The following is a 23,299-nucleotide window of genomic DNA, read 5'->3' as shown; positions in this document are numbered from 1 at the left end:
CATGTTGATTACAGGCTGGCCGCTAAGGCAGACGGGGCGAGGTCGAAGACCCGGCCCGGATTGAGGATGTTTCTGGGGTCAAGGGCTGCCTTCAGCCGCCGCATCGTGGCGATCTCGGCATCGCTGCGGACCAGATGCAGCCATTTCTTCTTGTCGAGGCCGATACCATGTTCGGCTGAAACGCCGCCTCCAGCCGCCGCCACGCCGCGATAGACGATATCGTATGCCGCCACCGGATCCACCGTGCGGACCTGATAGTGAAGATTGCCGTCACCGAGATGGCCGAAGACATAGATGTCGGCGCCGGGATCCATGGCATGGATGGCAGCGTCCGCTTCTCGCAGGAAAATACCCATCCGCGCCAGCGGGATGCTGATGTCGACGCCGACAAGGCCTTTGATCGAAAACAGGACGCGATTGGCGTCCTCGCGCACCGCCCACAGCGCCCGGACTTCGCGCGGCGACTGCGAGACGACCACATCGTCGACCACGCCGTCCTCGACCGCCTGCATCAAGACCTCGGCGAAGCGCTCGCCGTCGCGTTCGGGCTCGCTGCCCTGGATCTCGGCCAGCACGTAGACGGGCGAACCCGCCGGCAGCGGCGCCGGCATGTCCATGCTGGCGACCATCGCGTCATAGAGCGGCGCGAAGTTGACTTCATAGGCAGACAACAGCGGGCCGAGCCTTTGCCGCAGCAGCCCAAGCAGGGCGATCGCCGCATCGAGCGATGGGAGTGCGCAGAAGGCGTTTACCTCGGACACCGGCTTCGGATGCAGCCTGAGCGCCGCGCGTGTGACGACGCCGAGCGTCCCTTCCGTGCCGATGAAGAGCTGGCCGAGGTCGTAGCCGGAATTGTCCTTGGGCAGGCCCTTCATCGAGGTCAGCACGCTGCCATCGGCAAGCACCGCCTCCAGCCCCAGAACCTGCGCCCGGTACATTCCGTAGCGCAGCACGCGGATGCCACCGGCATTGGTGGCGACATTGCCGCCGATAGTGGCCGAACCGCGTGCGCCGATATCGACCCCGAACATCAGACCGGCGCCGTCGGCTGCCTCCTGCACCGCCTGCAGCGTTGCGCCGGCCTCGGCGACGATGCTGGCAGCCTGACGATCCGGTGCATCGAGACCTGTCATGCGTTCCAGCGACAGCACGATTTCGCCCGGCTGCACGCGCGCGGCGCCGGTCAGCCCGGTGCGTCCGCCCTGCACGACAACTGGCTGGCCGAGATCGTTGCATGCGGCTAACGCAGCCGCGACACCCTCGGTGTCGCGCGGGCGCAGCACTGCTTCGGGCAAAGCGCCGAGCTTGCCATCGGGATCGTCGCGATAGCGCTGATCCACGGCCGAGCCGGCGAGCACACCGCCCGCACCCAGCCTGTCGCCGAGAGCAGATAGAAGTTTTTCAGTTTCAGGCGACATTGGCCAATCCTGTTGATGGGCCAATCCTATTCGTGATCGCCTGCCGGTCAAACCCTTGTCCGTGTAATCGATATGGTTCTCACGGCCATCCATGGGCGACACAAACTGACCGTCCGGCGTCGATCGCGATGAGATCGGATCGACGCCGGGCGACAAGTTGTCTTACTGAAGTTTGGCCTGCAGCGCGTTGACGTCGTCGGTGGTCATTTCGCCGTCGGTCGTCACCTTGCCGTCGACGATCTTCCAGAGCCGGAAGGGGCCGGTGATGTCGCCATATTTGTCGAAGGCGACGGGACCGATGACGCCTTCGTAGCGGATCGGCTTGCCGTCCTTGATCAGGCCGAGCGCCTTGGCGAATTCGTCCTTGCCGGCAAAGATCGGCGTGCCGGCCGGGTCGACCGCCTTGTACATCGCGTCCTTGATCTTGGCCGGATCCTCGGAGCCGGCAATCGCGATAGCGAGGCCGACAATGGCGCCCGCATCATAGGAACGGTCGGCCGCCGGATTGGACGGCTCGATGCCGGAGAATTCCTTGTAGTTCTTCGTGAAATAGTCGGTGGAGGCCGTCGGGCTGGTGCCGGACGACGTACCATAGGCGTCCTTCAGATAGTCGGCGCCGACGGACTCGATGAAGTCAGGGCTGTTCATGCCGTCATTGAGCAGGAACTTCTGCACGCCACCCTGCGAAATCCAGGTGCGGGCAACCGTCGCGCCGTCGACCGGCGTGCTGACGAGATAGAGCCCGTCCGGCTCGCCGGCCATCGCCGCCGTCACTTCGGAAGCGTAGCTCGACTGCTTTTCGTTGTAGGGCGTGTCGGAAACGATGGTCCCGCCGAGCGCTTTGTAGGCGCGCGAGAACTCGGCCACCATGTTGACGCCGAAGTCATTGTTGACATGGATGATCGACAGCTTCTTGAAGCCCTTGTCGACGGCGTATTTGGCGGCAGCGACGCCCTGCAGCGCATCCGAGGTGATGGTGCGGAAGAAGATGCCATTGGTCTTGCCGTCGCGGCCGAGCGCCGTCAGCGTCGGCGACGACGAAGCCGGCGACACCTGGACGATCTTGGCCGGTGCCGTGACCGAGGTCAGGATCGGGATCGACACCGACGAGATGATGCCGCCGATGATGACCGGCACCTTCTTGACCTGAACCAGTTGGGTGGCGGCGTCGACCGCGATGTTGCCCTGGCTCTGGCTGTCGCGCGTGTCGGTCGCCAGGTCGCAGCCACGCACGCCGCCGGCGGCATTGATGTCGCGGAAGGCCATCTCGACCGATTTGGCGCCGGCCTGGCCGTATTCGCCGGCCGGGCCGGTCAGTTCCATGACGAGGCCGACGGTAATCTTGCAATCGGCCGCTTGCGCCGCACCGGCCATCGTTACGAGGGCGAGCGCGGTGGTGAGTTGAAGTATCGTCTTTCCCATTGTTGTTCCCCTTTGAGCTACACGAACTGGATTACATGTCTCTTTGTCTGCGCATCGAACTAACCCAAAAACCGCTTCGCACTTTTTTTGTCCGATGCTCCTGTTCAGCGTTCCGGCACCTGCAGCCAGGTTTCATGCAGATGTCGCCATAGGACGCCGTTGGGCGCCGATGAACTGGTGGTGAAGACGGCGCTCGACTGGCGGCGGCTGTGCTTGCCACCGCGCAGTTGCGCCTCGACGTAGAAAACGACGATCGTCTCGGCATCCTGCCAGCCCGGCCGGATGTCCTCGATCGAAATGGCGAACCCGTCGTCACACGTGGCGCGGCTGGTGCGGACATGGCCGACGACTGCGTCGCGATCGAGAATCTGGCCGTCCGGTGCAACCATGGCGAAGCCGTCGCCCATGACGCGCTCGAAGCGGCTGAAGTCCGCTTTATTGGCGCGCGCCGCAACGAACCAGTCGACGAAAAAGCGATGCAGGTCGACGATCTCGGCGCTGGCGCGTGAAAACAGGGAGGGCTCGCCGCTCATTGTTTCCCCGCATTGAGGTTGTAATGCATGATCGAACCGTGGCGGCCGTGGCGGTCGCGCTCCAGCGTGTAGACATCACCCTCGAGGCCGGTGCCTTGCGCGATGATGGCGGCAATCCGCGCCCGGTCCTCGGCATCGAGCGTGACGTCCATGATGCTGGCGTTGGCAAGCGCATGTGCCTGGTTGCGAGCACCGACGATGACGGCCGCCACGTGCGGCTGCTCCAGCACCCAGGCGCTGGCGATGGTGGCGATGTCGACGCCGTGGCGGTCGCCGACTGCCTTCAGCGCCTGAAGCAACTGCTGGAACAGGTCCCAGCCGCCAAAGTCATCGATGATCAGCTTGTATTTGACCAGCGAGCGGTTTTCGAGCGGGGTGGCCGGCTCGGCCACGCCTAGCCATTTGTTACTGAGGAAGCCGCCGGCGACGGAGCCATAGCAGAGGAAGCTGACGCCGTTTTTCGCGGCGAGTGCGGCAAGGCTGTTGCCCGGCCGCTGGTCGAGCACGGAATATTGCAGCTGCTGGCTGACCAGCGGGATGCCGGCGGCGAGGATTTCGTCCAGCCGCGGCGTGTCGAAATTGGTGGTGCCGAGATTGCGCACCTTGCCCTCAAGCCGAAGCTCGTTGAGCCAGCCCATCGCCTCGACATAACGCGGCTGCGCATAGTCCCACCAGTGGAACTGCACGAGATCGAGCCGCTCGGTCTTCAGCCGCCGCAGCGACTGGTCGACGATACGCCTGATGTAGTCGCGGCTGATGCCGGCCAGCCGTTCGAGGTCGGGCACCAGCTTGGTGTGCACCTTCATCCTGGCGGCGACGTCGAGGCCGCGCTCGCTGGCCAGCCGCAGGCGCGCCGCGCCGATCAGCTCCTCGACGCCGGTGTAGATGTCGGCGCAATCATAGGTCCAGATGCCGGCATCGAAGGTGGCGATCAGATCGGTCACCGCCTGCTGGCGGTCGATGGCGCCGTGGCCACCGGCCAGTTGCCAGCCGCCGCGGATGACGCGCGAGATGGTGTAGCCGGAGCCGAGTTCGAAGGTCTGGGTACTCATTTGTCGTCTCCCCGCTTCGGCAGCGGCACGGCCGTGGTCTCGGCATGGCTGAACCGCCGCTTGGCCACTCTGACGATCCTCAGCCGACTGGCGCAATTGGGATCGGGACAGGCGATCTCGGCGTCCGAGGTCATCCAGTCGTTCGGGTGAGTCGGGCGCTGCTTGGCTGCCAGCAACGGCAACACGGCCGATATCGAATAGATCGAAAAGCCCTGGCCAGCCGGCATCGACAGCATCTCGCCCTTGAGCTCGAAATAGTCGCCGTCCTTGGCGCCGCAATAGATCGGCTTGCCCTCCGGGATGACCGCTTCGACGCGAAGATCGAAGAGCTCGAAACTGTCGTCGGCCATTCAGTCCTCCACCAGGCTGAAGGTGATGTCGCAGGCGCCGTTGCGGCGGATGACGCCGCAAGCGGCGGCGACCCGATCGCGCTCTTCGGCGCGCACTTGCGCCACCACGCTGCCGGCGAGCCAGCCGATCGGGAACAGCAGGCGCGCGCCCTGCCCGTAGTAGAGCCCGATGTCGAAGATCGCATCGGGATTGCCGCCCCACATGCGCGGCGGCACATAGGACAGCACGATGTCGCCCGGCTGCGGTGTAAGCGTCGCGTTCTCGGCCGGCAGAGGCCTGGCATAGGGCTGGCCCTCGAGGTCGGCAGCGGGAACCGGGCATGAGATTTCGGGCCCCGTCCACATCGCATGGATGCCCGGGACGACGCGTGGCGTGCCAAGATATGCCTTGAGGAAGGCAGCGTTTTCCGGCGCTTTCTGCGGCAGCAACAGCGCCGTCACGGAAAGCTGCGAGCGTGGCTCGGTGATCCTGATGGCGGTCATGTCTGGTCTTTCGCGGCGGCGGATTGCAGCTTGCTGCGCAGGAAGGTGAAGGGCCGGCTGATGTCGGCGGCCAGCGACTCGCGCGCGGCCTGGGCATCCTGGGTGGCCAGTGCCGTGACGATGCGGCGGTGATATTGGGCGGTGTCGACCTCGCCGGCTTCCGAGAAGGCGTAGATGGCGACACGAATGCAGGGGCCCGATTGCAGCCACAGGCTTTCGATCATCGGGATCAGCACGGCCGAGCCGCAGGAGCGATAGATCTCGAAATGAAAGCTCTGGTTGAGCGTCACTTCGCGATCGACATCCTTCTTGTGTTTCAGAGCCCGCATCTCGTCCCATTCGCCGAGAATGGTCTCGATGGTGGCGATCTGGCGCGGCCCCATGCGGGCGGCGGCCAGCGCGATGGCCTCGCCCTCGATCAGGATGCGGGCACGCAAGAGATCGTCGAGGCGTTCCAGCGTGATCGGCGGCACCCTCACCGAACGGTTGGGCAGCGCCTCCAGCGCCTTTTCGGTGATCAGCCGGCCGAGCGCCTCGCGCACCGGCATGGTCGAGGTGACCAGCGCGTCGGCCAGACCACGTATGGTCAGCACCTGGCTTGGCTCGAACAGGCCGCCGATCAGGGCACGGCGCAATTCCGAATAGACGCGATCCTGCACGGTCTCGCGGCCGACCGGCGCCAGCTGGGCCGCGATGGCCTCGTTGTTCTTTTCGATGGCAGCCTTTTGCATGGAATTCCGTTCTCGGCCGGTTTTCGGCTTGCAGACGAAATTAAAGCCGAATAGCGTGATCAAAGCAAGTGTGATCACAAATCAAAAATCAGGAGACGGCAACGATCGTCTTCAGCCAGAGGGTTTGATGAGCGAGGCAGCGGAACAGCGGGGGCAAGAGACCCGTGCGCCGGTTCTGACGGCAAGGAACGTCGTCAGGCGGTTCGGCGGCCTCTTCGCCGTCAACGATGTCTCGTTTGACGTCAGGGCGGGAGAAATCCTCGGCCTCATCGGGCCAAACGGCGCCGGCAAGACGACGATGTTCGACCTGCTTGCCGGCAGCATCCTGCCGACCAGCGGCGATATCCTGCTTAACGGTGCGCGCGTTTCGGGCGAAGCCGCGCATCTGCGCATCGGTCGCGGCCTTGGCCGCACCTTTCAGATCCCGCGTCCATTGCCCAATCTGACGCTGATCGAAAACATCATGCTGGCGACGCAGGGTCAGGCCGGCGAAAAGCTGCTTGCCAACTTCGTCACGCCATGGCGGGTGGCGGCGCAGGAGAAAGCCGCAAGGACCAAGGCGCTCGAACTGCTGGAGCTGGTCACCCTCACCCACCTCGCACATGAACCGGCGCGCGTGCTTTCCGGCGGCCAGCGCAAGCTGCTCGAACTCGCCCGCGTCATGATGGCCGATCCGGCGATCATCCTGCTCGACGAGCCGGCGGCGGGTGTCAACGCAACGCTGCTCGAAGTCATCATCGACCGCATCCGCGATATCAACGCGCGTGGCATCACCTTCCTGCTGATCGAGCACAACATCGACATGGTGACGCGGCTCTGCCATCGCGTCCTCGTCATGGCGAGCGGCCAGTTGCTGAGCGAAGGCACGGCGGAAGAGGTCGCGCGCGACCCGCGCGTCGTCGAGGCTTATCTCGGAGGCGCGGCGTGAGCGAGACAGTCCTCGATGTCCGCAATCTCGAGGCTGGCTATGAGCCCGGCGTGCCGATCGTGCGCGGCGCCTCGATCACGGTCCGGAAAGGCGAGATCGTCGTCGTGCTCGGCCCCAATGGCGCCGGCAAGTCGAGCTTCATCAAAGCCATCGCCGGCCTTGTCCCGATCACCGGCGGCAAAGTGTTTCTGGACGGCAAGGACATCACCGCCGCGCCGGCGCACACCATGGTGCGGCTCGGCCTGGCCTTCGTGCCGCAGACCGAAAACATCTTCCCGTTGATGTCGGTCGAGGACAATCTGAAGGTCGCCTGCGGCATTCTCGAGCGGCGCGAAATCCCTGCCCGCATCGACGAGATGTATGCAGCCTTCCCCGACCTCGTCCGCCAGCGGCGAACCGCCGCCGGCAACCTCTCGGGCGGACAGCGGCAGATGCTCGCCGTCGCGCGGGCGCTGATCGTCCACCCCAAGGTGCTGGTGCTCGATGAGCCGTCGGCCGGCCTGTCGCCGAAATTCGTGTCGATGGTGTTCGAGATGCTGGCCGGCATCCGCAAATCCGGTGTCACCATCCTTTTGGTCGAACAGAACGCCAAGGCAGCACTGGCCATCGGCGACCGCGCCTATGTGCTGGTCGAAGGCAAAGACCGCCACGAAGGCATTGCTTCCGAACTGTGGAACGACCCGGTCGTCGCCGAACTCTATCTTGGCCAGCGCCCCCTCAAGGCAGAAAAAACGCCGCACGCCGGGAAAGGAGACGCGGCATGAGCCTGCAATTCATCGTCGACGGGCTTTTGACCGGCTCGATGATCGGCCTTGGCGCCATTGGCGTGACGCTCACCTATTCGATCCTGCGCTTTTCGAACTTCGCCCATGGCGACTTCATGGCCTGGGGCACCTATGCGACGCTGGCCGTCGTCAGCGCCATCGGCGCGACATTCGGCAAGGTGGCGCCGATCGGACCGTTGTCCTTCGGCTGGCCGCTGATCGTCGCACTGATCATCGGCATGGCCTTCACCGCTTTGCTGGCGCTGCTGCTCGACAAGGTTTTGTTTGCGCGGCTGCGATCGCAGGGCCAGGCGATCATCGTGGTGATGGCGAGCTTCGGCGCCTCGATGGCGCTCAGAAGCCTGCTCGAATTCACCTTCACCTCGCGGCCGACCTATTTCAGCCGGGCGATCCAGATCGCCATGCCGGTCGGCTTCGGCATTCGCATCACGCCCGACCAGATTGCTCTCTTGCTGCTGACCGCCGTGCTGGTGCTCGGCGTGCATCTGCTGATGACGCGCACGCAGACCGGCCGCTCAATGCAGGCGCTCAGCCAGAATGCGGCACTGGCCCGCATCGTCGGCATTGACGTCGCCAGCGTGGTGCGTGTGACTTGGATCATCGGCGGCGCGCTGGCCTGTGTCGCCGGCGTGATGATCGGCATTCTGGTACAGATCCGCCCGTTCATGGGCTTCGACATGCTGCTGCCCATGTTCGCCGCCGCCATTCTCGGTGGCATCGGCAGCATTCCCGGCGCCGTGCTCGGCGGCCTGATCATTGGGCTCGCCGAAGCCGGCGCGGTGCAGCTGATCGGCGCCGAATGGCGTGCCGCCGTCTCCTTCATCATCCTGATGGCGGTGCTGTTCGTGCGACCAATCGGCCTGTTCGGTGTGAGGGAACGCTGATGGATCTGCTCGGCTACGGCGCCTTCTTCCTGACCACCGCGCTGATCTTTTCGCTGGTCACGCTGGGGCTCAACCTGCAATGGGGGCTGACCGGGCTGTTCAATGTCGGCCTCGCCGGCTTCGTCGCCATCGGTGCCTACACCTCGGCGCTGCTGACCACACCTGACGATGCCGCGCGGCTCGGCGGCTTCGGCCTGCCGATCCTTGTCGGTTGGCTCGGCGCCATGGCCGTCGGCGGCATCGCCGCGGCACTGACCGGCATGGCCACGCTGCGGCTGAGATCTGACTATCTGGCGATCACCACATTCGGCGTCGCCGTCGTCGTGCAGTTGGTCGCGCTCAACGCGCAGGGATTGACCGGCGGCCCGTTCGGCATCGGCTTCATCCCGCGTCCCTTCGGCAGCCTCGCCGAGACACCGCTGCTATTCAACCTGTCCAACCTTGCCGTCGTCTCGGCAGTGACGCTGGTCGCCTATCTCGCTCTGGAGCACCTGTCGCGCAGCCCTTGGGGTCGTGTCTTGAAGGCGCTGCGCGAGGACGAACGGGCGGCGATCTCTCTGGGCAAGAGCGCGCGCTTCTATCGCGTCCAGGCCTTTGCCGTTGGCGGCGCCATCATGGCGCTGGCCGGCGCGCTGCAGGCACATTTCACCGGCTTCATCGCACCGGACAACTACCTGCCGATCCTGACCTTCCAGGTCTGGGTGATGCTGATCGTCGGCGGCTCGGGCAGCAATGTCGGCGCCGTCGTCGGCAGCATTCTGGTCTGGGCGATATGGGCCGGATCGGGCACGTTGACCAGCGTGCTGTTCCCGCCGGAGCAGCAGGCCCGCGCCGCCGCGCTGCAGATCGCCGCCATCGGCGTCATGCTCTGCGTCATCCTGCTGATCCGGCCGAACGGCCTGTTCGGCGACCGGCCGCGGCGGCCATGGTTCGGCAAGCGAGCGAAGATGGTTGCAGGCAAGAGCAGTTCCGGGCCATGAATGCCGTGGTCCGGCAGGAAGCGCATGGCGCTTCGCTCTGGCATGCCGTCAGCCGCAATCGTCGTGACCGGCCGGCGCTGCAAGGCGGGCTCGATGTCGATCTCGCCATCGTCGGCGGCGGCTTTTCCGGCCTCTCGACCGCGCTACACGCCGCCGGGAAAGGTCTGTCGGTCGCCGTTCTCGAAGCCGAAATCATCGCCTGGGGCGCGACCGGCAGGAATGCCGGTTTCGTCGTGCCGAACTTCGCCAAGATGGACCCGGACAACATCATCGGCCACCTCGGCCCCGAGCGTGGTGAACGGCTGATCGATTTTGCCGCCGGCAGCGCCGACCTGGTCTTCGGCCTGATCCGCCGGCACGGCATCGACTGCGACGCCGTGCAGAGCGGATGGATCCAGCCGGCGCATTCCCCCGCCGCGTTCGAGAAGGTCAAATCACGCGTCGGGCAATGGGCGCAGCGCGGCCGGCCTGCCGTTGCCTTGGACCGGCAGAGCGTCGAGGCACTGACCGGCGCGCGCGGCTATGTCGGCGGCTGGATGGATCGTTCTGGCGGCGTGCTCAATCCGGTGGACTACGCGCGTGGGCTGGCCGATGCGGCCGAGAAGGCCGGTGCGCGCATCTTCGAGCATACGCGCGTCACCGCGCTCGATCGCACGACGGATTGCTGGGTGTTGAAAACGCCAGAGGGCTCGGTACGCACCGGCAAGGTGCTGATCGCCACCAACGCTTATGGTGGGGCGCTCAATCCGCTGCTGCAACGAACCTATTTTCCGCTCAAGGTTTTCCAGATCGCCACCGTGCCGCTGCCCCGCGAAATTCGGACGCGTCTCCTGCCCGACGGGCAAGGCGTCGGCGACACCAGGCGCAATCTCTTCACCTTCCGCTTCGACGCCGTGAACCGGCTGATCAGCGGCGGCATGCATATCCTGGGCGCCGGAGCCGATGCGCGCGTGCCGCAGACGATCTGGCGACGGCTCGCCAGGCATCTTGAATTGCCTGACCTGCCGCCCCTTGCCTATACCTGGTCGGGAACGGCCGCGGTCGAACCGGACTTCCTGCCGCACCTCATGGACCTCGGGCCGGGGCTCATTGCCGGTCGCGCCTGCAACGGGCGGGGCATTGCCATGACGACGGCGATGGGCAAGGTGCTGGCCGACTGGGCGACTGGAACCGATGCCCGTGATCTGCCGCTGCCGTTTGCGCTGCCGGCGCCGATCCCGTTCCATGGCTTGTTGCGGCACGCACCCAACATGCTGCTCGGCTGGAGCATGCTGCGCGACCGGTTGGACGAAACGAGATAGGCGGACCGTCACCTGGCCGCGTCAAGGTTTGCCGACAGAACAGCGGCTGCCATGGCGATGTCTTGTTCGATAAAGGTCCGGACGGCGGGCCCGCTGCGCTGCTCCAGGGCGGCGACGATCTTGCGATGCGCATCGTTCGACTGCGGAACGTAGCGATCAGCCTGCATCAGCAGCTTGAGATACGGCCCTACCCGCCCCCAGAGATCGCGGATCATATTCAGAAGGATCGGCGCGCCGGCATGCTGGTAGATGGCGAAGTGAAAGGCCTCGTTCAGCGTTAGATAGGCCCTGGCGTCGCCCGCCTCGATGGCGTGCTGCATGCCGGCGAGCGTAGCGTGGATGTCGACCAGACCGCTTTCGGTCATCCGCGACGCCGCCATCTCGCCCGCCAGACCCTCGACGGCGATGCGGATGCGCGTCAGTTCCTCGAAGGCGGGTGCGGACAGCAAGGGCACGATAACCGAGCGGTTGTTCTGCATCTCGAGCAGCCGTTCGGCGACCAGCCTTTGCAGCGCCTCGCGGATCGGCGTGGTTGATATGCCGAACGTCTCGGCGAGCTTGCGGATGACCAGTGTCTGGCCCGGGCTGAAGCCGCCGGAAATCAATTCCTGCTTGAGCGCGCCATAGGCACGGTCGTTCAGGGTTTGATGTTCAAGCTTCAGCATGCGCGGCCCGCTCCGGTCACCAGTTCGACAGTGCGCGGTCGAGCGTCCCGGCCAGTTGCTCGGCATTGTCCCTGGCAAAGGGCAGCGGCGGTCTGATCTTGAGCACATTGCCGCGCGGACCGCAGGAGGAAATCAGCACGCCGTCCTCGCGCATGGCCTCGACGACTGCCGATGTCTTGCTGGCGGCCAAGGCCTCGTCGCCCTCCGCCGTCAACTCGACACCGAAATAAAGGCCGTTGTGCCTGACGTCGGCGACCATGCCGTGCCGGCCCTTCAGTGAGCCCAGCAGATCAGCCGTATAGGCGCCGACCATGCGTGCATTCTCGATCAGCCCCTCGCTCTCAATCACCTCGAGAACGGCTATGCCGACGGCGGCCGCGACCGGGTTGCCGCCGAAGGTGTTGAAGTAACCGGTGTTCGAGCCGAAGGAGGCAACAAGCTGCGGCCGTACCATCACCGCGCCCATCGGATGCCCGTCGCCGATCGGCTTGCCCATCGTGACGATGTCAGGCTCGATGCCATAATTGGCGAAGCCCCACATGCCCTGACCGAGCCGGCCGAAGCCGGACTGGACCTCATCGGCAATGACGATGCCGCCGGCTTTTTTGACGAGGCTTGCCGCCTCGCGCATCACGGCCGCATCGGGAAAGAAGATGCCGTCGCTGGAAAACGCCGAGTCCAGAAGCATTGCCGCGGGACGGACGTTGCGCGCGCGCATGTCCTCGATGGCGGCGGCGACGTTTTTCGCGAAATCGCGCGCGGCGCGGCCATGATCGCGGAACGTGTCCGGCGCTGCGACAGTGCGGTGCTGCGGGGGCACCGCTTTCACCCCGACCGCGGCCGGCGACAATTGTGCGGTCGCGATCGTGGCGCCGTGATAGGCGAAGTCGGTGATGATCACCCCGGTGCCGCCGCTGGAATGCTGGGCGATGCGGATGGCAAGGTCGTTGGCCTCGCTGCCGGTGCAGGTGAACATGGCATGGCCGAGATGGGGCGGACAGGTGCCGAGCAATTTCTCGGCGTAATCAAGGATGATCTCGCTGAGATAGCGTGTGTGCGTGTTGAGCGTCGCGGCCTGCCCCGACAGGGCCTCGACGACACGCGGGTGGCAGTGGCCGACCGAAGCGACATTGTTGTAGGCATCGAGGAATTTTCGACCCTGGGCATCGTAGAGCCAGACGCCGCTGCCGCGCACGAGATGGATCGGGTTGCGGTAGAAGGCGCGGTAGGTCGGGCCAAGCAGCCTGGCGCGTCGCTCGAGCAGGGCGCGCTCTTGTGCCGAAGCGCCGGCATCGGCAGAGGCATTGGCAGGCAAGGACTGGGACACGGGCATCTACTCCGGATTGGAATGGTCGAGAAAATAGCAGCGGGCATCAGCGGGCGACAGGCCGTCCAGCCGTTCGAGCGAAGCCCAGACCTCGGTGGCGAGGCGCAAGACATAGTCGCGCTTGGCCGGGAAGCGCTCGGCCTGCCAGCTGGCGATGTTGACGATGAGCGCAAGCCGGGCCCGAATCAGATCGAAGAGGATGCCCAGCTCTTCGGCCTCGAGCGGTTGCACCGACTGGTAGCCGGCGACAAAGCGCGCGGCCGGCACCAGCGGATGACCTTCCGCCGGCCAGCGATAGACGGCGCCGATGGCGAGATCGCAGATCAGCGGCGAGTGGATCATGTCGCCAAAGTCGAGAATGCCGCTCACGACCTCCGGCCGCGACGCGTCCATCACCACATTGTAGGAGTTCATGTCGTTGTGGACGATCTGGGCGCGCAGTTTCGGGATAACCGGCGCCGCATGCTCCTCGAAGGCATCGATCGCACGCTCGACCATGGCCCGCCGACCCGCGTCGGCGATATGCGACAGCATCGGCCGCGTCTTGGCCACCTTGCGGATATCCCAAAGCAGGTCGCTGCCGGCGGCCGGATGGAAGAAGCCGCGCAGCGCGCGGCCAAGGCGGGCGAGGAAGATGCCGAGATTGCGATCTTGCGCCGGTGATGCAGGCGACCGCGACAGCAACTGGCCGGGCAGATAGGTGACCAGCCGGACGATGCGTGGCGCCGATCCACCGACGCTGACCGTGAATTGCGCCTCTCCTTGCAGGCTTTTGCACACAGAGGGAACCGGTAAGGTCGGATCGACCGCAAGGATGCGATCGAGTGCCTTGTTCTGGAAGTCGGTGAAGCCCGCTTCTTCCGCCGGATGGGAGATTTTCAGGACGAACTCGCCCTCGACGTCCGTTTGGATGTGGAAATTGTGGTCGCGTTCGCCAGGCAACGGACGCGCGGTGCCGGCAAGGCCGTAGTGCTGGCGCAGGATGACGAGCGCGTCGGCCGCCGAGACGTCAGGCGCGTCCTCGGCCAGTGTGTCCCCGAAAGCATCAGGCACTGCCGCGTTCATGGCCCGGCCTCTGGATCGACGGGCTCAAGGCCGCACCAGTCGGCGATGAACAGCGCGATGGTCTGGGTGACCTTGCGCACCGAGTCCAGGTCGACGGCCTCGTCATAGCCGTGCGGCATGCGGCAGATCGGGCCGTAGACGATCGCCGGCGTGTCGGCATATAGGCCAAAGAAGCGCGCATCGGTGGTCGCCGAGGTGACATGTTCCGTAAGCGGCTCGCCCCAGACAGCGGTATGGCTGCGGCGCAGCACGGCTTCCATCTCATCGGCCCCTTGCAGCACATAGCCCTCGGCCATGAAGCCGTTGTAGCTCATCTTGGGCGGGCGGTTGGCCAGGAACGGATCGGCGCGGGCCGCATCGGCGATGCACGCCTCAAGCTCTGCTCTGGTATCCTCGAGCTTCTGGCCGGGATAGGTCGCGACCCGCATCTCGAAAACACAGCGCGCCGGAACGCTCGACGTCCATTCGCCGCCTTCGATCTTGCCGAGATTGAAGCGGATCGGGTGTGGATGGTCGCAAAAATGCGGGTCATCGACCTTGCGGGCGTTCCAGACAATTTCGAGCTGCTTCAGCGCCTGGATGATCACGAATGCCTTTTCGATGGCATTGGCGCCGGCCGAAAAAGCGCCCGACGCGTGCTGCGGATCGCCGTCGACCTCGACCCTGAACCAGATCGGCCCGACCTGCGCCCGCATCAGCCTCGGCTCCAACGGCTCGGGGATGAAGGCGGCATCGGCCCGGTATCCGCGCTGCAGGCAGGCGAGCGCGCCATTGCCGGTGCACTCTTCCTCGACGACCGACTGCAGGAACAATTTCGCGGCCGGTTGATAGCCGAGGCTGCGCAATGCGGTCAGCGCGTAAAGACAGGCGGACAGGCCAGCCTTCATATCACCGGCGCCGCGGCCATGCATCCAGCCGTCCTCGATCGCCGGATCGTAGGGATCGCGCGCCCAGCGGTCGAGTGGTCCCGTCGGCACGACATCGATATGGCCGTTGAGGATCAGCGAGCGACCGGTCGCGTTTCTCGGCGTATGGGTGGCAACGACATTGAAGGCATCGTCATAAGAAACCGCCACGGGTGAAAAACCCGGCAGGTCGCGAATCGCGTCGACATCGACGCGCCACATGTCAACCGCATAGCCGTCGGCCTCATAGGCAGCCGCCATGAACGACTGCGCGGCATGCTCCTCGCCGCGTTGGGAGGGAAAGCGTACGAGATCGGCCAGGAACGCGACCTGTCGCGCGAAGCCGTCATCGACCGCGCTGAGAATGGCGTCGTCCGCAATCCGCTCAGGCATTGTATTTCACTTTCATTTCGATGGTGTATCATATCTCATATGCCATTCTCATTAAATGCAAGAGGCAGTGGCGCCAAAAATCCGATCCAGGCCAGCCGCTCTTGTCAGACCATTCGCGGGTGTTGGCATCAGCGGTCGTAAGCCGATACTGCTATCGGCAGAGATGAAGAGGAATGCGTTGATCCCCGAAGACACGATGCCGGCCGAAATCACCGATCTCGCCATTGGCTACCGGCGCCTGCCGGCGGGCAAGCTCGCCAATGCGGTGACATGGATGGAGGCGCGCGCTCCGCAACCCGACCTCGCGCAACCCCTGGCCATGATCCGGATCACCACGCCCGACTGCGCGCCCTATCGAGCGATCTTCCTCGAAATCGGCGCCCCCTGGCTGTGGGACCGCGTGTCTGAAATGTCCGACGCCGAGATAACGGAGCACTTCGCCGATCCGCGCCAGCATCTCTACTACGGCCATGATGAAAGCGGCGTGCATCTCGGCATGTTCGAATTCTTCGTCGCCGACAGCAACGAGATCGAGATCACCTATTTCGGCCTGTTCCCGTCCCTGACCGGCCGTGGTTTCGGCAAGCGCCTTATGGCCGGCGCGCTCGAGCAGGCATGGCGCCTGAAACCAAGCCGTGTCTGGCTGCATACAAGCAGCTTCGATCATCACAGCGTCATAGGCTTCTACGGCGCCTGTGGATTTGTGCCGTTCGCGTCCGGTTTTGAGATCGTCGACGATCCCCGGATAAAGGGCACCTTGCCGCGCAATGCCGCGCCGCAGATTCCGCTGATCGAAGCGGAGTGGAGCAGTTGCAGTCCGGAGAACCGGCAGATTGCGCGAGCCTAGATGAGAACAGCTCCGCAACCCACCCCGCACGCGTCGCCGCATCACCGCCGATGGGTCCGTCGCGAGACCATCCTGTCGACGCTGAAGCGCCACATCGATACGCGCATCGTGCTGTTCGCCGCGCCGGCCGGCTTCGGCAAGTCCACGACGATGGCGCAATGGGCTGCGGAAGCCGCGCGCCTCGGCCGGCTGACTGCGTGGCTGTCCTGCGAGGCATCAGACAATGATGAGGGCGCCTTCCTGTCGCATCTGGTGGGCGGGCTGCGCCACCTCGTACAGAGCCCGGCGGAGCTCGACCTTGCCTTCCAGTCGAGCCCGATCCCGCAGCTTGACGTCGTGCTCGCCGCGCTGGTGGCGGGATTGGCGGCGCGCGAGGCCGACATCACCTTGTTCTTCGACGACTATCACGCCATCGAGGCGCCCGCGGTCAAGCGGTTCATGGAGCGCTTGACCCGACAGGCGCCGGCCAATGTCGCCTTCGTCATCGGATCGCGCAGCCTGCCCGACCTGCAACTCGGCAAGCTCAGGGTGCTGGGCGATGTCTGCGAAATCGGCCCCGACGATTTGCGCTTCGCCTCCTCCGAAGCCGAGGCCTTCTTCAACGAGAAGCTCGGTTTGAGCGTCAGCAGCGGCACTGTGGAGACCTTGTGTTCGCGCACCGAAGGATGGGCCGCCGGCCTGCAGCTCGCCTCGCTGTCGCTCAGTGCCGCGCATGCGCCCGAAACCGTCATCGGCAATTTCACCGGCGCCAACCGCAACGTCGCCGACTTCCTGATGGGGGAAGTGTTTCTCGAACTGCCGCCGGCGATCGCGAAGTTCCTGCTCTACAGCTCTATCTTCGAACGCTTCAGCGCCGAGGCCTGCCGGGCGGTAATGCGGGCGGCGGATGCCGAGGCGGCGATCACCGAGATCGAGACGCGCAACCTGTTCCTGGTGCCGCTCGACGAGGAGCGGCGCTGGTTCCGCTATCATCATCTGTTCCGCGACTTCCTCAGCCGCGAGATGGAACGGCGCGAACCGGAGATGATCGCGCCGCTGCATTTGGCGGCCGCCGAATGGTTTGGCGAACGCAAGATGCTGACCGAGGCGATCGGCCACGCGCTCGCCGCCGGCGACCAGGCCCGCGCGGCGGTGTTCGTCGAGAACAACGCGCTCGACCTCATCGCCCAGTGCCAGCTTCTCTATGTGCGCCAATTGCTTGCGCTGTTGCCCAAAAAGCTGATCGACCAGCGCATCCGGCTGCAGCTTGTGGTGCTGTGGCTGGCGGTGCACAGCAGCCAACCCGAGCTTGCCCAACAGACGCTGAGCAATGCGCGCAAGCTGGTCGAAACCGGGCCGGCCGACGGCAAGGATCCCGGCACGTTGACCGGCACCACGATCGATACGGAACTGGTGGTGCTCGCCGCCGCCGTCCACAGCACGCTGGAGCAGTTCGAGCAGGCGCGCGACACCGCACTGGCGGCTCTGCGCGTCATTGCGCCCGACGCCTGGTTCATGGAGGGCGCTACCGCCAATGTCATCGGCTACAATCTCTATGCGCTGGGCGACCTCGACGGTGCGCGCGCGGCGGTGGACGCGGCGCGCAAGGCGCATGAGCGAAGCGGCAGCCTGCTCGGCGTCACCATCGCCAATTGCTACATGGCCGTCATCGAACGCTCGGCCGGCCGCCTGCCCGCAGCCGAACGGCTGCTGCGCGATGCAATCGCCGAAGCCAGGGCGCGGATCGGTCCGAATTCCTATGCCGAAGCACTGGCGGGCACGCTGCTTGCCGAACTAGCCTATGAGACCAATGCGTCGAGCGAAGCGCTGACCTTGGTGGAGAATCTCGGGCCGCTGATCGAGGGAGCGGCGGTCATCGTCTATCCGCTCGCCAGCGTTCCGACCTATGCCCGCGTGCTGCAGCTGACCGGCCGCGCGGAGGCCGCCCTCGATATGCTGGAGCGGGTCTACCAGCGCGTGCGTGGCTCCGTGTATCGTCGTCTCGCTTCGGTGCTCGTGCATGATCGCGTCAGGCTGCTGCTCGACCAGAACCGCGGCGCCGAGGCGCGCGCCCTGCTGAACGAGCATCGCCGTGGACAGGCCGAAACCACTCCCACCGTCGCCAACGAATTCGAGTTCTTCGCCGAGGGCCGCTTGCTGACCGCGGAGAAATCCTATGTCGATGCGGCGCGGGTCTTCGACGCGCTTCTGGAGCGCACGAAAAGCGGCGGGCGGATGCGCCGCCATATCCTGGCGCTGATCCAGCGCGCCAAAAGCGCCGGCCAGGACCAACGCGAGGCCGATCGCTATCTGCTCGAAGCGCTGCGCCTTGCCCACCCCTCTGGCTTCATCCGCTCCTTCATCGATGAGGGAAGGCCCGTTGTCGAAGGGTTAATGCGGCTGCGTGCGGCCCAGGCAAAGACCGATCCGGCACTCTCAGCCTATGCCACGCGCATCATCGATGCCGCGCAGACGATGCCTGTGGCGACGCGCAGGCCAGCCCCGCCAGCCGCAGAGAAGGAACACCTCACCCAGCGCGAGGCCGAGTTGCTGCGCTGCCTGACGGAGGGCATGTCCAACCGCGATATCGCGGTCGCGCTGTCGGTCAGCGAAACCACGGTGAAGTGGCATCTGAAGAACATTTTCGGCAAGCTGGCGGTGAGCAACCGGGTCCAGGCCGTGCGCGCCGCGCAAGGGTCGGCAAGCCTCCAAACCCCTCCGAAAGGAGGGGCATAGATAACGGGCACAACCCCTCTTTCGGGTCGGGCCACACTGATGCAAGCCTGTTAGCGTCACCCCGGTTTTTAGAGGACGCTGCGGATGGCGACAGGTTACGTTTTTCACGAACAGCTGATGTGGCATGACACCGGCTCCAGCGCCGACATGATGCCTCCCGGCCGTTTCGTGGAACCAGGCCGGCATCTGGAATCGCCCGGCTCAAAGCGTCGGCTGAACAATTTGATCCAGGTCAGCGGCCTGTCGCGCCACCTCGTGCCGATCATTCCCGAGCCGGTTTCGGTCGAGGATCTGCTGCGCGTGCATACCCAACGCCACGTCGACGATATCCGCATGCTCAGCGAACGAGGTTCCGGCTTCGCCGGACCGCAGGCGCCGATCGGCCTCAACAGTTTCGACATCGCCTTGCTGTCGGCCGGCACCACCTATGCCGCCATGCGCGCAGTGCTGACCGGCCGGGTCGACAACGCCTATGCGCTGGCGCGGCCGCCGGGGCACCATGCCGAGCCCGACCAGGCGTTGGGCAACTGCCTGTTCTCCAACATCGGCGTGTCCGTGCGCCGGCTGCAGCATGAAGGGCTGCTTGGCCGCGCAGCGGTGGTCGACTGGGATGTGCATCACGGCAACGGCACAGAGACGGTGTTTTATTCCGACCCGTCGGTGCTGACCATTTCCGTGCACCAGGACAATCTCTATCCGACCGGGCGCGGTGCACTGGCCGACAACGGCAAGGATGCCGGCGAAGGCTACAACATCAACATCCCGCTGCCGGCGGGCAGCGGCACCGGCGCCTATGAATCGACCTTCGATCGCGTCATCGCCCCTGCCCTGCGCGCCTACAAGCCGGACCTCGTCATCGTCGCTTCCGGCTTCGACGCATCGGGCTTCGACCCGCTCGGTCGCATGATGCTCAACAGCGAATGCTTCCGCCGCCTGGCCGCGCGCATGGTGGCGCTGGCTGCCGAGACATCGAACGGACGCCTGATGATGAGCCATGAAGGCGGCTATTCGGAAGGCTATGTACCGTTCTGCGGCCATGCCGTCATCGAGACGCTGGCCAATCATCGCACCGAAGTGGTCGACCCGCTGTCGGACCATATCGACGAATGGGCAGGGCAGGAATTGCAGCCGCATCAGGCTGGTGTGATCGATGCCGCCGAAGGCCTGCTTGCCGGCCTGCGCCAACGCCTCGCCAGTGCGGCCTGACGCGATGGATTTTGTCGTCACCACGCTTCTCAACGCGCTGACGCTGATCAGCATCCTGATGCTTGTCGGGCTCGGCCTGGCGATCAGCTTCGGCCTGATGAACGTGACCAACCTCGCGCATGGCGAGTTCGTCACCGTCGGTGCCTTCGCGGTCTATTTCGTCCAGAGCATCGACGGCTCGTTCTGGCTGGGGCTGGCCGCCGCCCCGATCGCCGGCGCGGTGGTCGGCTGCATCCTCGAGTTCGCCATCATCCGCCATCTCTATTCGCGGCCGGTCTCGACCGTGCTCGCCACCTGGGGCGTCAGCCTGATCCTGCAACAAGGGCTGGAACTGACCTTCGGTCTCGGCGCCAAGCCGGTGACGCCGCCGATCGAAGGCACGCTCGATCTCTTCTTCACCGTCTATCCGGCCTACCGGCTGATCCTGATCACTATTGCCGCGCTGACGCTGCTTGGAGTCGTCCTGCTGATCAGCCGGACATCGTTCGGCCTCGACATCCGCACTGTCATCCAGAACCGCGAGATGGCCGAGGGCGTCGGCATCAACACGCGGCGCACCTATGCCATCGCCTTCACCTTCGGTGCCGCCATTGCCGGACTGGCAGGAGGACTGGTCGCGCCGCTGGCGATCGTGCTGCCGCAGATGGGAGTGAACTATCTCGCCAACGCCTTCTTCGTCGTCATCGTCGGCGGCGTCGGTTCGATCGGCGGCCTTGTCGCCGGAAGCGTCTTCGTCGGCGGCCTGACGAGTGTCCTGAACTACCAGATATCGCCATCGCTGGCGCAAGCGATCGTGCTGCTCGCGGCCATCGTCGCCGTGCGGCTGCGGCCCAACGGCCTGTTCAACGGGGCATCGCGATGATCGCTGGGGATCGCAACTGGCTGCTGATCTTCGCCGCGTGCGTGGCGCTCGCCACCATCTATCCGCTCATTGCCGATGGCTATCAGTTGACGGTGATCCGCGACGCACTGATCTTCGGCCTGTTCGCGGCGAGCCTCGACTTCTTCTGGGGTCGCACCGGCATTCTGTGTTTCGGCCACGCCGCCTTTTTCGGCATTGGCGGCTACATCATGGCGCTGGTCACGCTCAACGACGCGATCCCCTTCGCCAGCCTGCTTGGCATCATGGGCGCGGTGGCCGGCGCGGCCGTCGTCGCCGCCATCATCGGCTATTTCCTGTTCTTCGGCGGCATCCGTGGCAGCTATTTCACCATCGTCACGCTGGCCATGGGCGTCATCTGCCAGCAGGCTGCGGTCTCCTGGAGTTCGGTCACCGGCGGCGACAGCGGTTTGATCGGCATCCCGCCGATCGAGTTCGATGTTGGCGGGCTGCATGTCGATCTCAGCCAAGACCTGCCCAGCTACATTTTCGTCGCAGCCATCGTCGCGGTGGCCGTGCTCACCCTGTGGTCGATCAGCCGCGGGCGCTGGGGCACGGTGCTCACCGCCATCCAGGACAATGAAGTCAGGGCGGCCGCGCTTGGCCACAACGCGCCCTTGCGGCTGCTCGTCACCTTCGTCCTGTCGGCGGCCATCGCCGGACTTGCCGGCGCCCTTTATGTCTGCATGGCCGGGCTGGTGGCGCCGGACCTTTCGGGACTGCTTTTGTCGACGGAAGTCATCGTCTGGGTGGCGGTCGGCGGGCGCGGCACTCTGCTTGGTCCGGTGCTCGGCGCCATCTTCATCCAGCGGGCGCAACAGACGATCAGCAGCTTCAACCCAAGCCTGTGGCCGCTGCTGCTTGGCTGTGTCTTCGTCTTCGTCGTCATCGTCTTCATCTTGCCGGACGGCATCCTGTCGATCTACGCGCGGCTGAAGGTCCTGTTCAAAGGCCGGAGGCGCGCGCAATGAGCGATGTCCTCCTCCAGGCCGAAAATGTCGGCATCCGCTTTGGCGGCCTGCAGGCGCTGGAAGCGCTTGATCTCACCGTGCGCGACAAGGAGCTTTGCTGCATCATCGGGCCGAATGGCGCCGGCAAGAGCACCTTCCTCAACGTGCTGACCGGTACGCTGCGCCCGACCAGCGGCAGCGTGCGCTTCCTCGGCCGCGATATCGCCGGCCTGCCGCTGCACCGCATCGCCCGGCTCGGCATCGCCCGCAAGTTCCAGATCCCGTCGGTCTTCCCCAGCCTGTCGGTTGAGGACAATCTGAAGGTCGCGCGGTGGGGGGCGCCCTCACCTGTCCGCCCGGTCGCTGAATTGCTGGAACTGGTCGCGCTCGGCAATCGTGCCGCCACGCTGGCCGGCGAACTCGCGCACGGCCAGAAGCAATGGCTGGAGATCGGCATGGCGCTGGCGATCGAGCCAAGGCTGCTGCTGCTCGACGAGCCAACCGCCGGCATGACGCCGCAGGAGACGCTGGCGACGGCGGAAATGCTGCTGCGGCTCAAGGGCGAATTCTCGATCGTCGCGGTCGAACATGACATCCGCTTCGTGCGGGCGCTGAACTGCGAAACGCTGGTGCTGCATCAGGGGCGCCGGCTGCGCAGCGGTCCTTTCCATGACATCGAGACCGACGAGATGGTCCGCGACGTCTATCTGGGGAGGCGCTGACGATGCTGCGGACAATGGCGATCTCGGCTGGCTACGGCTTGCTCCCGGTGCTGAACGGCATCGACCTCAGCGTCGCGCCGGGCGAGGTCGTCGGCCTGCTCGGCCGCAACGGCGCCGGCAAGACGACGCTGCTGCGCGTCATCGCCGGAGCCTTGCGGGCGAGCGGCGGCGCCATGCTTCTCGGCGACCAGGACCTCACCAATGCGCCGGCCTTCCGCCGCGCGCGGGCCGGCATCGCGCATGTCCCGCAGGGACGCGGCATCTTCAACCAGCTGACCGTGCGGCAAAATCTGGACGTCGGCACACGCGCCGCCAAGGGGCGTGGCGACGGCGGCATTCCGGCCGACATCTTCGGCTATTTCCCGATCCTGCGTGAACGCGAAACGCAGGTTGCCGGCACGCTCTCGGGTGGCCAGCAGCAGATGCTGGCGATCGGCCGCGCGCTGTGCGGCCTGCCGTCGGTGCTGCTGCTCGACGAACCCTCGGAAGGCATCCAGCCGAACATCGTGCAGTCGATTGCCGAGCTGGTGCCGCGCATCGCGCGCGAGCGCGGCATCGCGATCGTTCTCGTCGAGCAGAATCTCGATCTCGTTCTCAAGGCGGCGGACCGCTGCCTGGTGATGGAAAAAGGCAGGATCGTGCATGAAGGCGCGCCGGAGGCGTTCGCCGACGAGACGCTGCTCAAGGATCTGTTGGCTCTCTAGGCGCGCTTAAAGCGCGCCCGGGATTTGTTGGCTTTGTAAGGCGTGCATGGGGC

General features: G+C 65.2%; 23 protein-coding genes. 12 read left to right on the top strand and 11 right to left on the bottom strand.

The annotated features are described in order from the left end of the window. Nucleotides 1-8: 8 nt before the first annotated feature. From CGZ66_RS01905 to CGZ66_RS01875, 7 genes are all read right to left on the bottom strand, one after another. Entirely contained in the window at nucleotides 9-1,418 is a 1,410-nt protein-coding gene (locus tag CGZ66_RS01905; RefSeq protein WP_095080913.1) for an FAD-binding oxidoreductase, read from the bottom strand. A gap of 162 nt (nucleotides 1,419-1,580) precedes the next feature. Continuing rightward, complete coding sequence (locus tag CGZ66_RS01900; RefSeq protein ID WP_095080911.1) at nucleotides 1,581-2,840, bottom strand: ABC transporter substrate-binding protein; 1,260 nt, start codon at nucleotides 2,838-2,840, stop codon at nucleotides 1,581-1,583. A gap of 104 nt (nucleotides 2,841-2,944) precedes the next feature. Further along, complete coding sequence (locus CGZ66_RS01895) at nucleotides 2,945-3,373, bottom strand: DUF4440 domain-containing protein (RefSeq protein ID WP_095080910.1); 429 nt, start codon at nucleotides 3,371-3,373, stop codon at nucleotides 2,945-2,947. Next, on the bottom strand, nucleotides 3,370-4,425 hold the full coding sequence (locus CGZ66_RS01890) for an aldo/keto reductase (RefSeq protein WP_095080908.1): 1,056 nt from the start codon (nucleotides 4,423-4,425) through the stop codon (nucleotides 3,370-3,372). Before CGZ66_RS01890 ends, CGZ66_RS01895 begins: the two co-directional genes overlap by 4 nt. Then, nucleotides 4,422-4,775, bottom strand: coding sequence for a TIGR04076 family protein (locus CGZ66_RS01885; protein WP_095080906.1), 354 nt, complete (start codon nucleotides 4,773-4,775; stop codon nucleotides 4,422-4,424). The genes CGZ66_RS01890 and CGZ66_RS01885 overlap by 4 nt, the downstream gene beginning before the upstream one ends. Next, entirely contained in the window at nucleotides 4,776-5,258 is a 483-nt protein-coding gene (locus tag CGZ66_RS01880) for a DUF3830 family protein (protein ID WP_095080905.1), read from the bottom strand. Further along, nucleotides 5,255-5,989, bottom strand: coding sequence for a GntR family transcriptional regulator (locus CGZ66_RS01875; RefSeq protein ID WP_095081116.1), 735 nt, complete (start codon nucleotides 5,987-5,989; stop codon nucleotides 5,255-5,257). Before CGZ66_RS01875 ends, CGZ66_RS01880 begins: the two co-directional genes overlap by 4 nt. A gap of 127 nt (nucleotides 5,990-6,116) precedes the next feature. Here CGZ66_RS01875 and CGZ66_RS01870 point away from each other — a divergent pair, with 127 nt between their 5' ends. Genes CGZ66_RS01870 through CGZ66_RS01850 form a run of 5 tightly spaced genes read left to right on the top strand, consistent with a single transcriptional unit; the run spans nucleotide 6,117 to nucleotide 10,867 of the window. Continuing rightward, nucleotides 6,117-6,917 (top strand): ABC transporter ATP-binding protein, encoded by an 801-nt coding sequence (locus CGZ66_RS01870; protein WP_095080904.1) that lies wholly within the window; start codon nucleotides 6,117-6,119, stop codon nucleotides 6,915-6,917. Continuing rightward, complete coding sequence (locus CGZ66_RS01865; RefSeq protein WP_095080902.1) at nucleotides 6,914-7,681, top strand: branched-chain amino acid ABC transporter ATP-binding protein; 768 nt, start codon at nucleotides 6,914-6,916, stop codon at nucleotides 7,679-7,681. Before CGZ66_RS01870 ends, CGZ66_RS01865 begins: the two co-directional genes overlap by 4 nt. Then, nucleotides 7,678-8,586, top strand: coding sequence for a branched-chain amino acid ABC transporter permease (locus CGZ66_RS01860; protein WP_095080901.1), 909 nt, complete (start codon nucleotides 7,678-7,680; stop codon nucleotides 8,584-8,586). Before CGZ66_RS01865 ends, CGZ66_RS01860 begins: the two co-directional genes overlap by 4 nt. Next, the gene (locus tag CGZ66_RS01855; protein WP_167391956.1) at nucleotides 8,583-9,566 is read left to right on the top strand and encodes a branched-chain amino acid ABC transporter permease; all 984 of its coding nucleotides are present in this window, start codon (nucleotides 8,583-8,585) and stop codon (nucleotides 9,564-9,566) included. The genes CGZ66_RS01860 and CGZ66_RS01855 overlap by 4 nt, the downstream gene beginning before the upstream one ends. Further along, a complete protein-coding gene (locus CGZ66_RS01850) occupies nucleotides 9,563-10,867 on the top strand; it encodes an NAD(P)/FAD-dependent oxidoreductase (RefSeq protein ID WP_095080897.1) in 1,305 nt (434 codons plus the stop codon). The genes CGZ66_RS01855 and CGZ66_RS01850 overlap by 4 nt, the downstream gene beginning before the upstream one ends. 8 nt (nucleotides 10,868-10,875) lie before the next feature. Here the strand turns inward: CGZ66_RS01850 and CGZ66_RS01845 are convergent, their stop codons facing one another. Genes CGZ66_RS01845 through CGZ66_RS01830 form a run of 4 tightly spaced genes read right to left on the bottom strand, consistent with a single transcriptional unit; the run spans nucleotide 10,876 to nucleotide 15,222 of the window. Further along, nucleotides 10,876-11,532: a GntR family transcriptional regulator gene (locus CGZ66_RS01845; protein WP_095080893.1), complete on the bottom strand. Its 657-nt coding sequence runs from the start codon at nucleotides 11,530-11,532 to the stop codon at nucleotides 10,876-10,878. A gap of 16 nt (nucleotides 11,533-11,548) precedes the next feature. Further along, entirely contained in the window at nucleotides 11,549-12,865 is a 1,317-nt protein-coding gene (locus CGZ66_RS01840; RefSeq protein ID WP_167391947.1) for an aspartate aminotransferase family protein, read from the bottom strand. After that, nucleotides 12,866-13,924 (bottom strand): phosphotransferase, encoded by a 1,059-nt coding sequence (locus tag CGZ66_RS01835; protein WP_095080888.1) that lies wholly within the window; start codon nucleotides 13,922-13,924, stop codon nucleotides 12,866-12,868. Beyond that, nucleotides 13,921-15,222, bottom strand: a complete 1,302-nt coding sequence (locus CGZ66_RS01830) for an ArgE/DapE family deacylase (RefSeq protein ID WP_095080884.1) — start codon at nucleotides 15,220-15,222, stop codon at nucleotides 13,921-13,923. The genes CGZ66_RS01835 and CGZ66_RS01830 overlap by 4 nt, the downstream gene beginning before the upstream one ends. Before the next feature lie 178 nt (nucleotides 15,223-15,400). Between CGZ66_RS01830 and CGZ66_RS01825 the strand changes: the two genes are divergently transcribed. The 7 genes from CGZ66_RS01825 to CGZ66_RS01795 all read left to right on the top strand — a co-directional run bounded on the left by CGZ66_RS01825 (nucleotide 15,401) and on the right by CGZ66_RS01795 (nucleotide 23,246). Further along, the gene (locus tag CGZ66_RS01825) at nucleotides 15,401-16,069 is read left to right on the top strand and encodes a GNAT family N-acetyltransferase (RefSeq protein ID WP_095080882.1); all 669 of its coding nucleotides are present in this window, start codon (nucleotides 15,401-15,403) and stop codon (nucleotides 16,067-16,069) included. Further along, nucleotides 16,070-18,784 (top strand): winged helix-turn-helix domain-containing protein, encoded by a 2,715-nt coding sequence (locus CGZ66_RS01820; protein ID WP_095080879.1) that lies wholly within the window; start codon nucleotides 16,070-16,072, stop codon nucleotides 18,782-18,784. It abuts the gene before it with no gap. 84 nt (nucleotides 18,785-18,868) lie between these two features. Next, nucleotides 18,869-19,990: a class II histone deacetylase gene (locus CGZ66_RS01815; protein WP_095080876.1), complete on the top strand. Its 1,122-nt coding sequence runs from the start codon at nucleotides 18,869-18,871 to the stop codon at nucleotides 19,988-19,990. Continuing rightward, complete coding sequence (gene urtB, locus CGZ66_RS01810) at nucleotides 19,935-20,852, top strand: urea ABC transporter permease subunit UrtB (RefSeq protein ID WP_245330963.1); 918 nt, start codon at nucleotides 19,935-19,937, stop codon at nucleotides 20,850-20,852. The genes CGZ66_RS01815 and urtB overlap by 56 nt, the downstream gene beginning before the upstream one ends. Further along, nucleotides 20,849-21,841 carry a branched-chain amino acid ABC transporter permease gene (locus CGZ66_RS01805; protein ID WP_095080872.1) on the top strand — a complete coding sequence of 331 codons (993 nt, stop codon included), beginning with the start codon at nucleotides 20,849-20,851 and terminating at the stop codon, nucleotides 21,839-21,841. The genes urtB and CGZ66_RS01805 overlap by 4 nt, the downstream gene beginning before the upstream one ends. Then, complete coding sequence (locus CGZ66_RS01800) at nucleotides 21,838-22,542, top strand: ATP-binding cassette domain-containing protein (protein ID WP_095080870.1); 705 nt, start codon at nucleotides 21,838-21,840, stop codon at nucleotides 22,540-22,542. Before CGZ66_RS01805 ends, CGZ66_RS01800 begins: the two co-directional genes overlap by 4 nt. 2 nt (nucleotides 22,543-22,544) lie before the next feature. Then, nucleotides 22,545-23,246 (top strand): ABC transporter ATP-binding protein, encoded by a 702-nt coding sequence (locus tag CGZ66_RS01795; RefSeq protein ID WP_095080868.1) that lies wholly within the window; start codon nucleotides 22,545-22,547, stop codon nucleotides 23,244-23,246. Nucleotides 23,247-23,299 lie beyond the last annotated feature (53 nt).

This window comes from Mesorhizobium sophorae, assembly GCF_002270415.1.
Taxonomy (GTDB): Bacteria; Pseudomonadota; Alphaproteobacteria; order Rhizobiales; family Rhizobiaceae; genus Mesorhizobium; species Mesorhizobium sophorae.
Note: the sequence above shows the minus strand (reverse complement) of the source record. Positions and strands in the feature narration are given on the sequence as shown.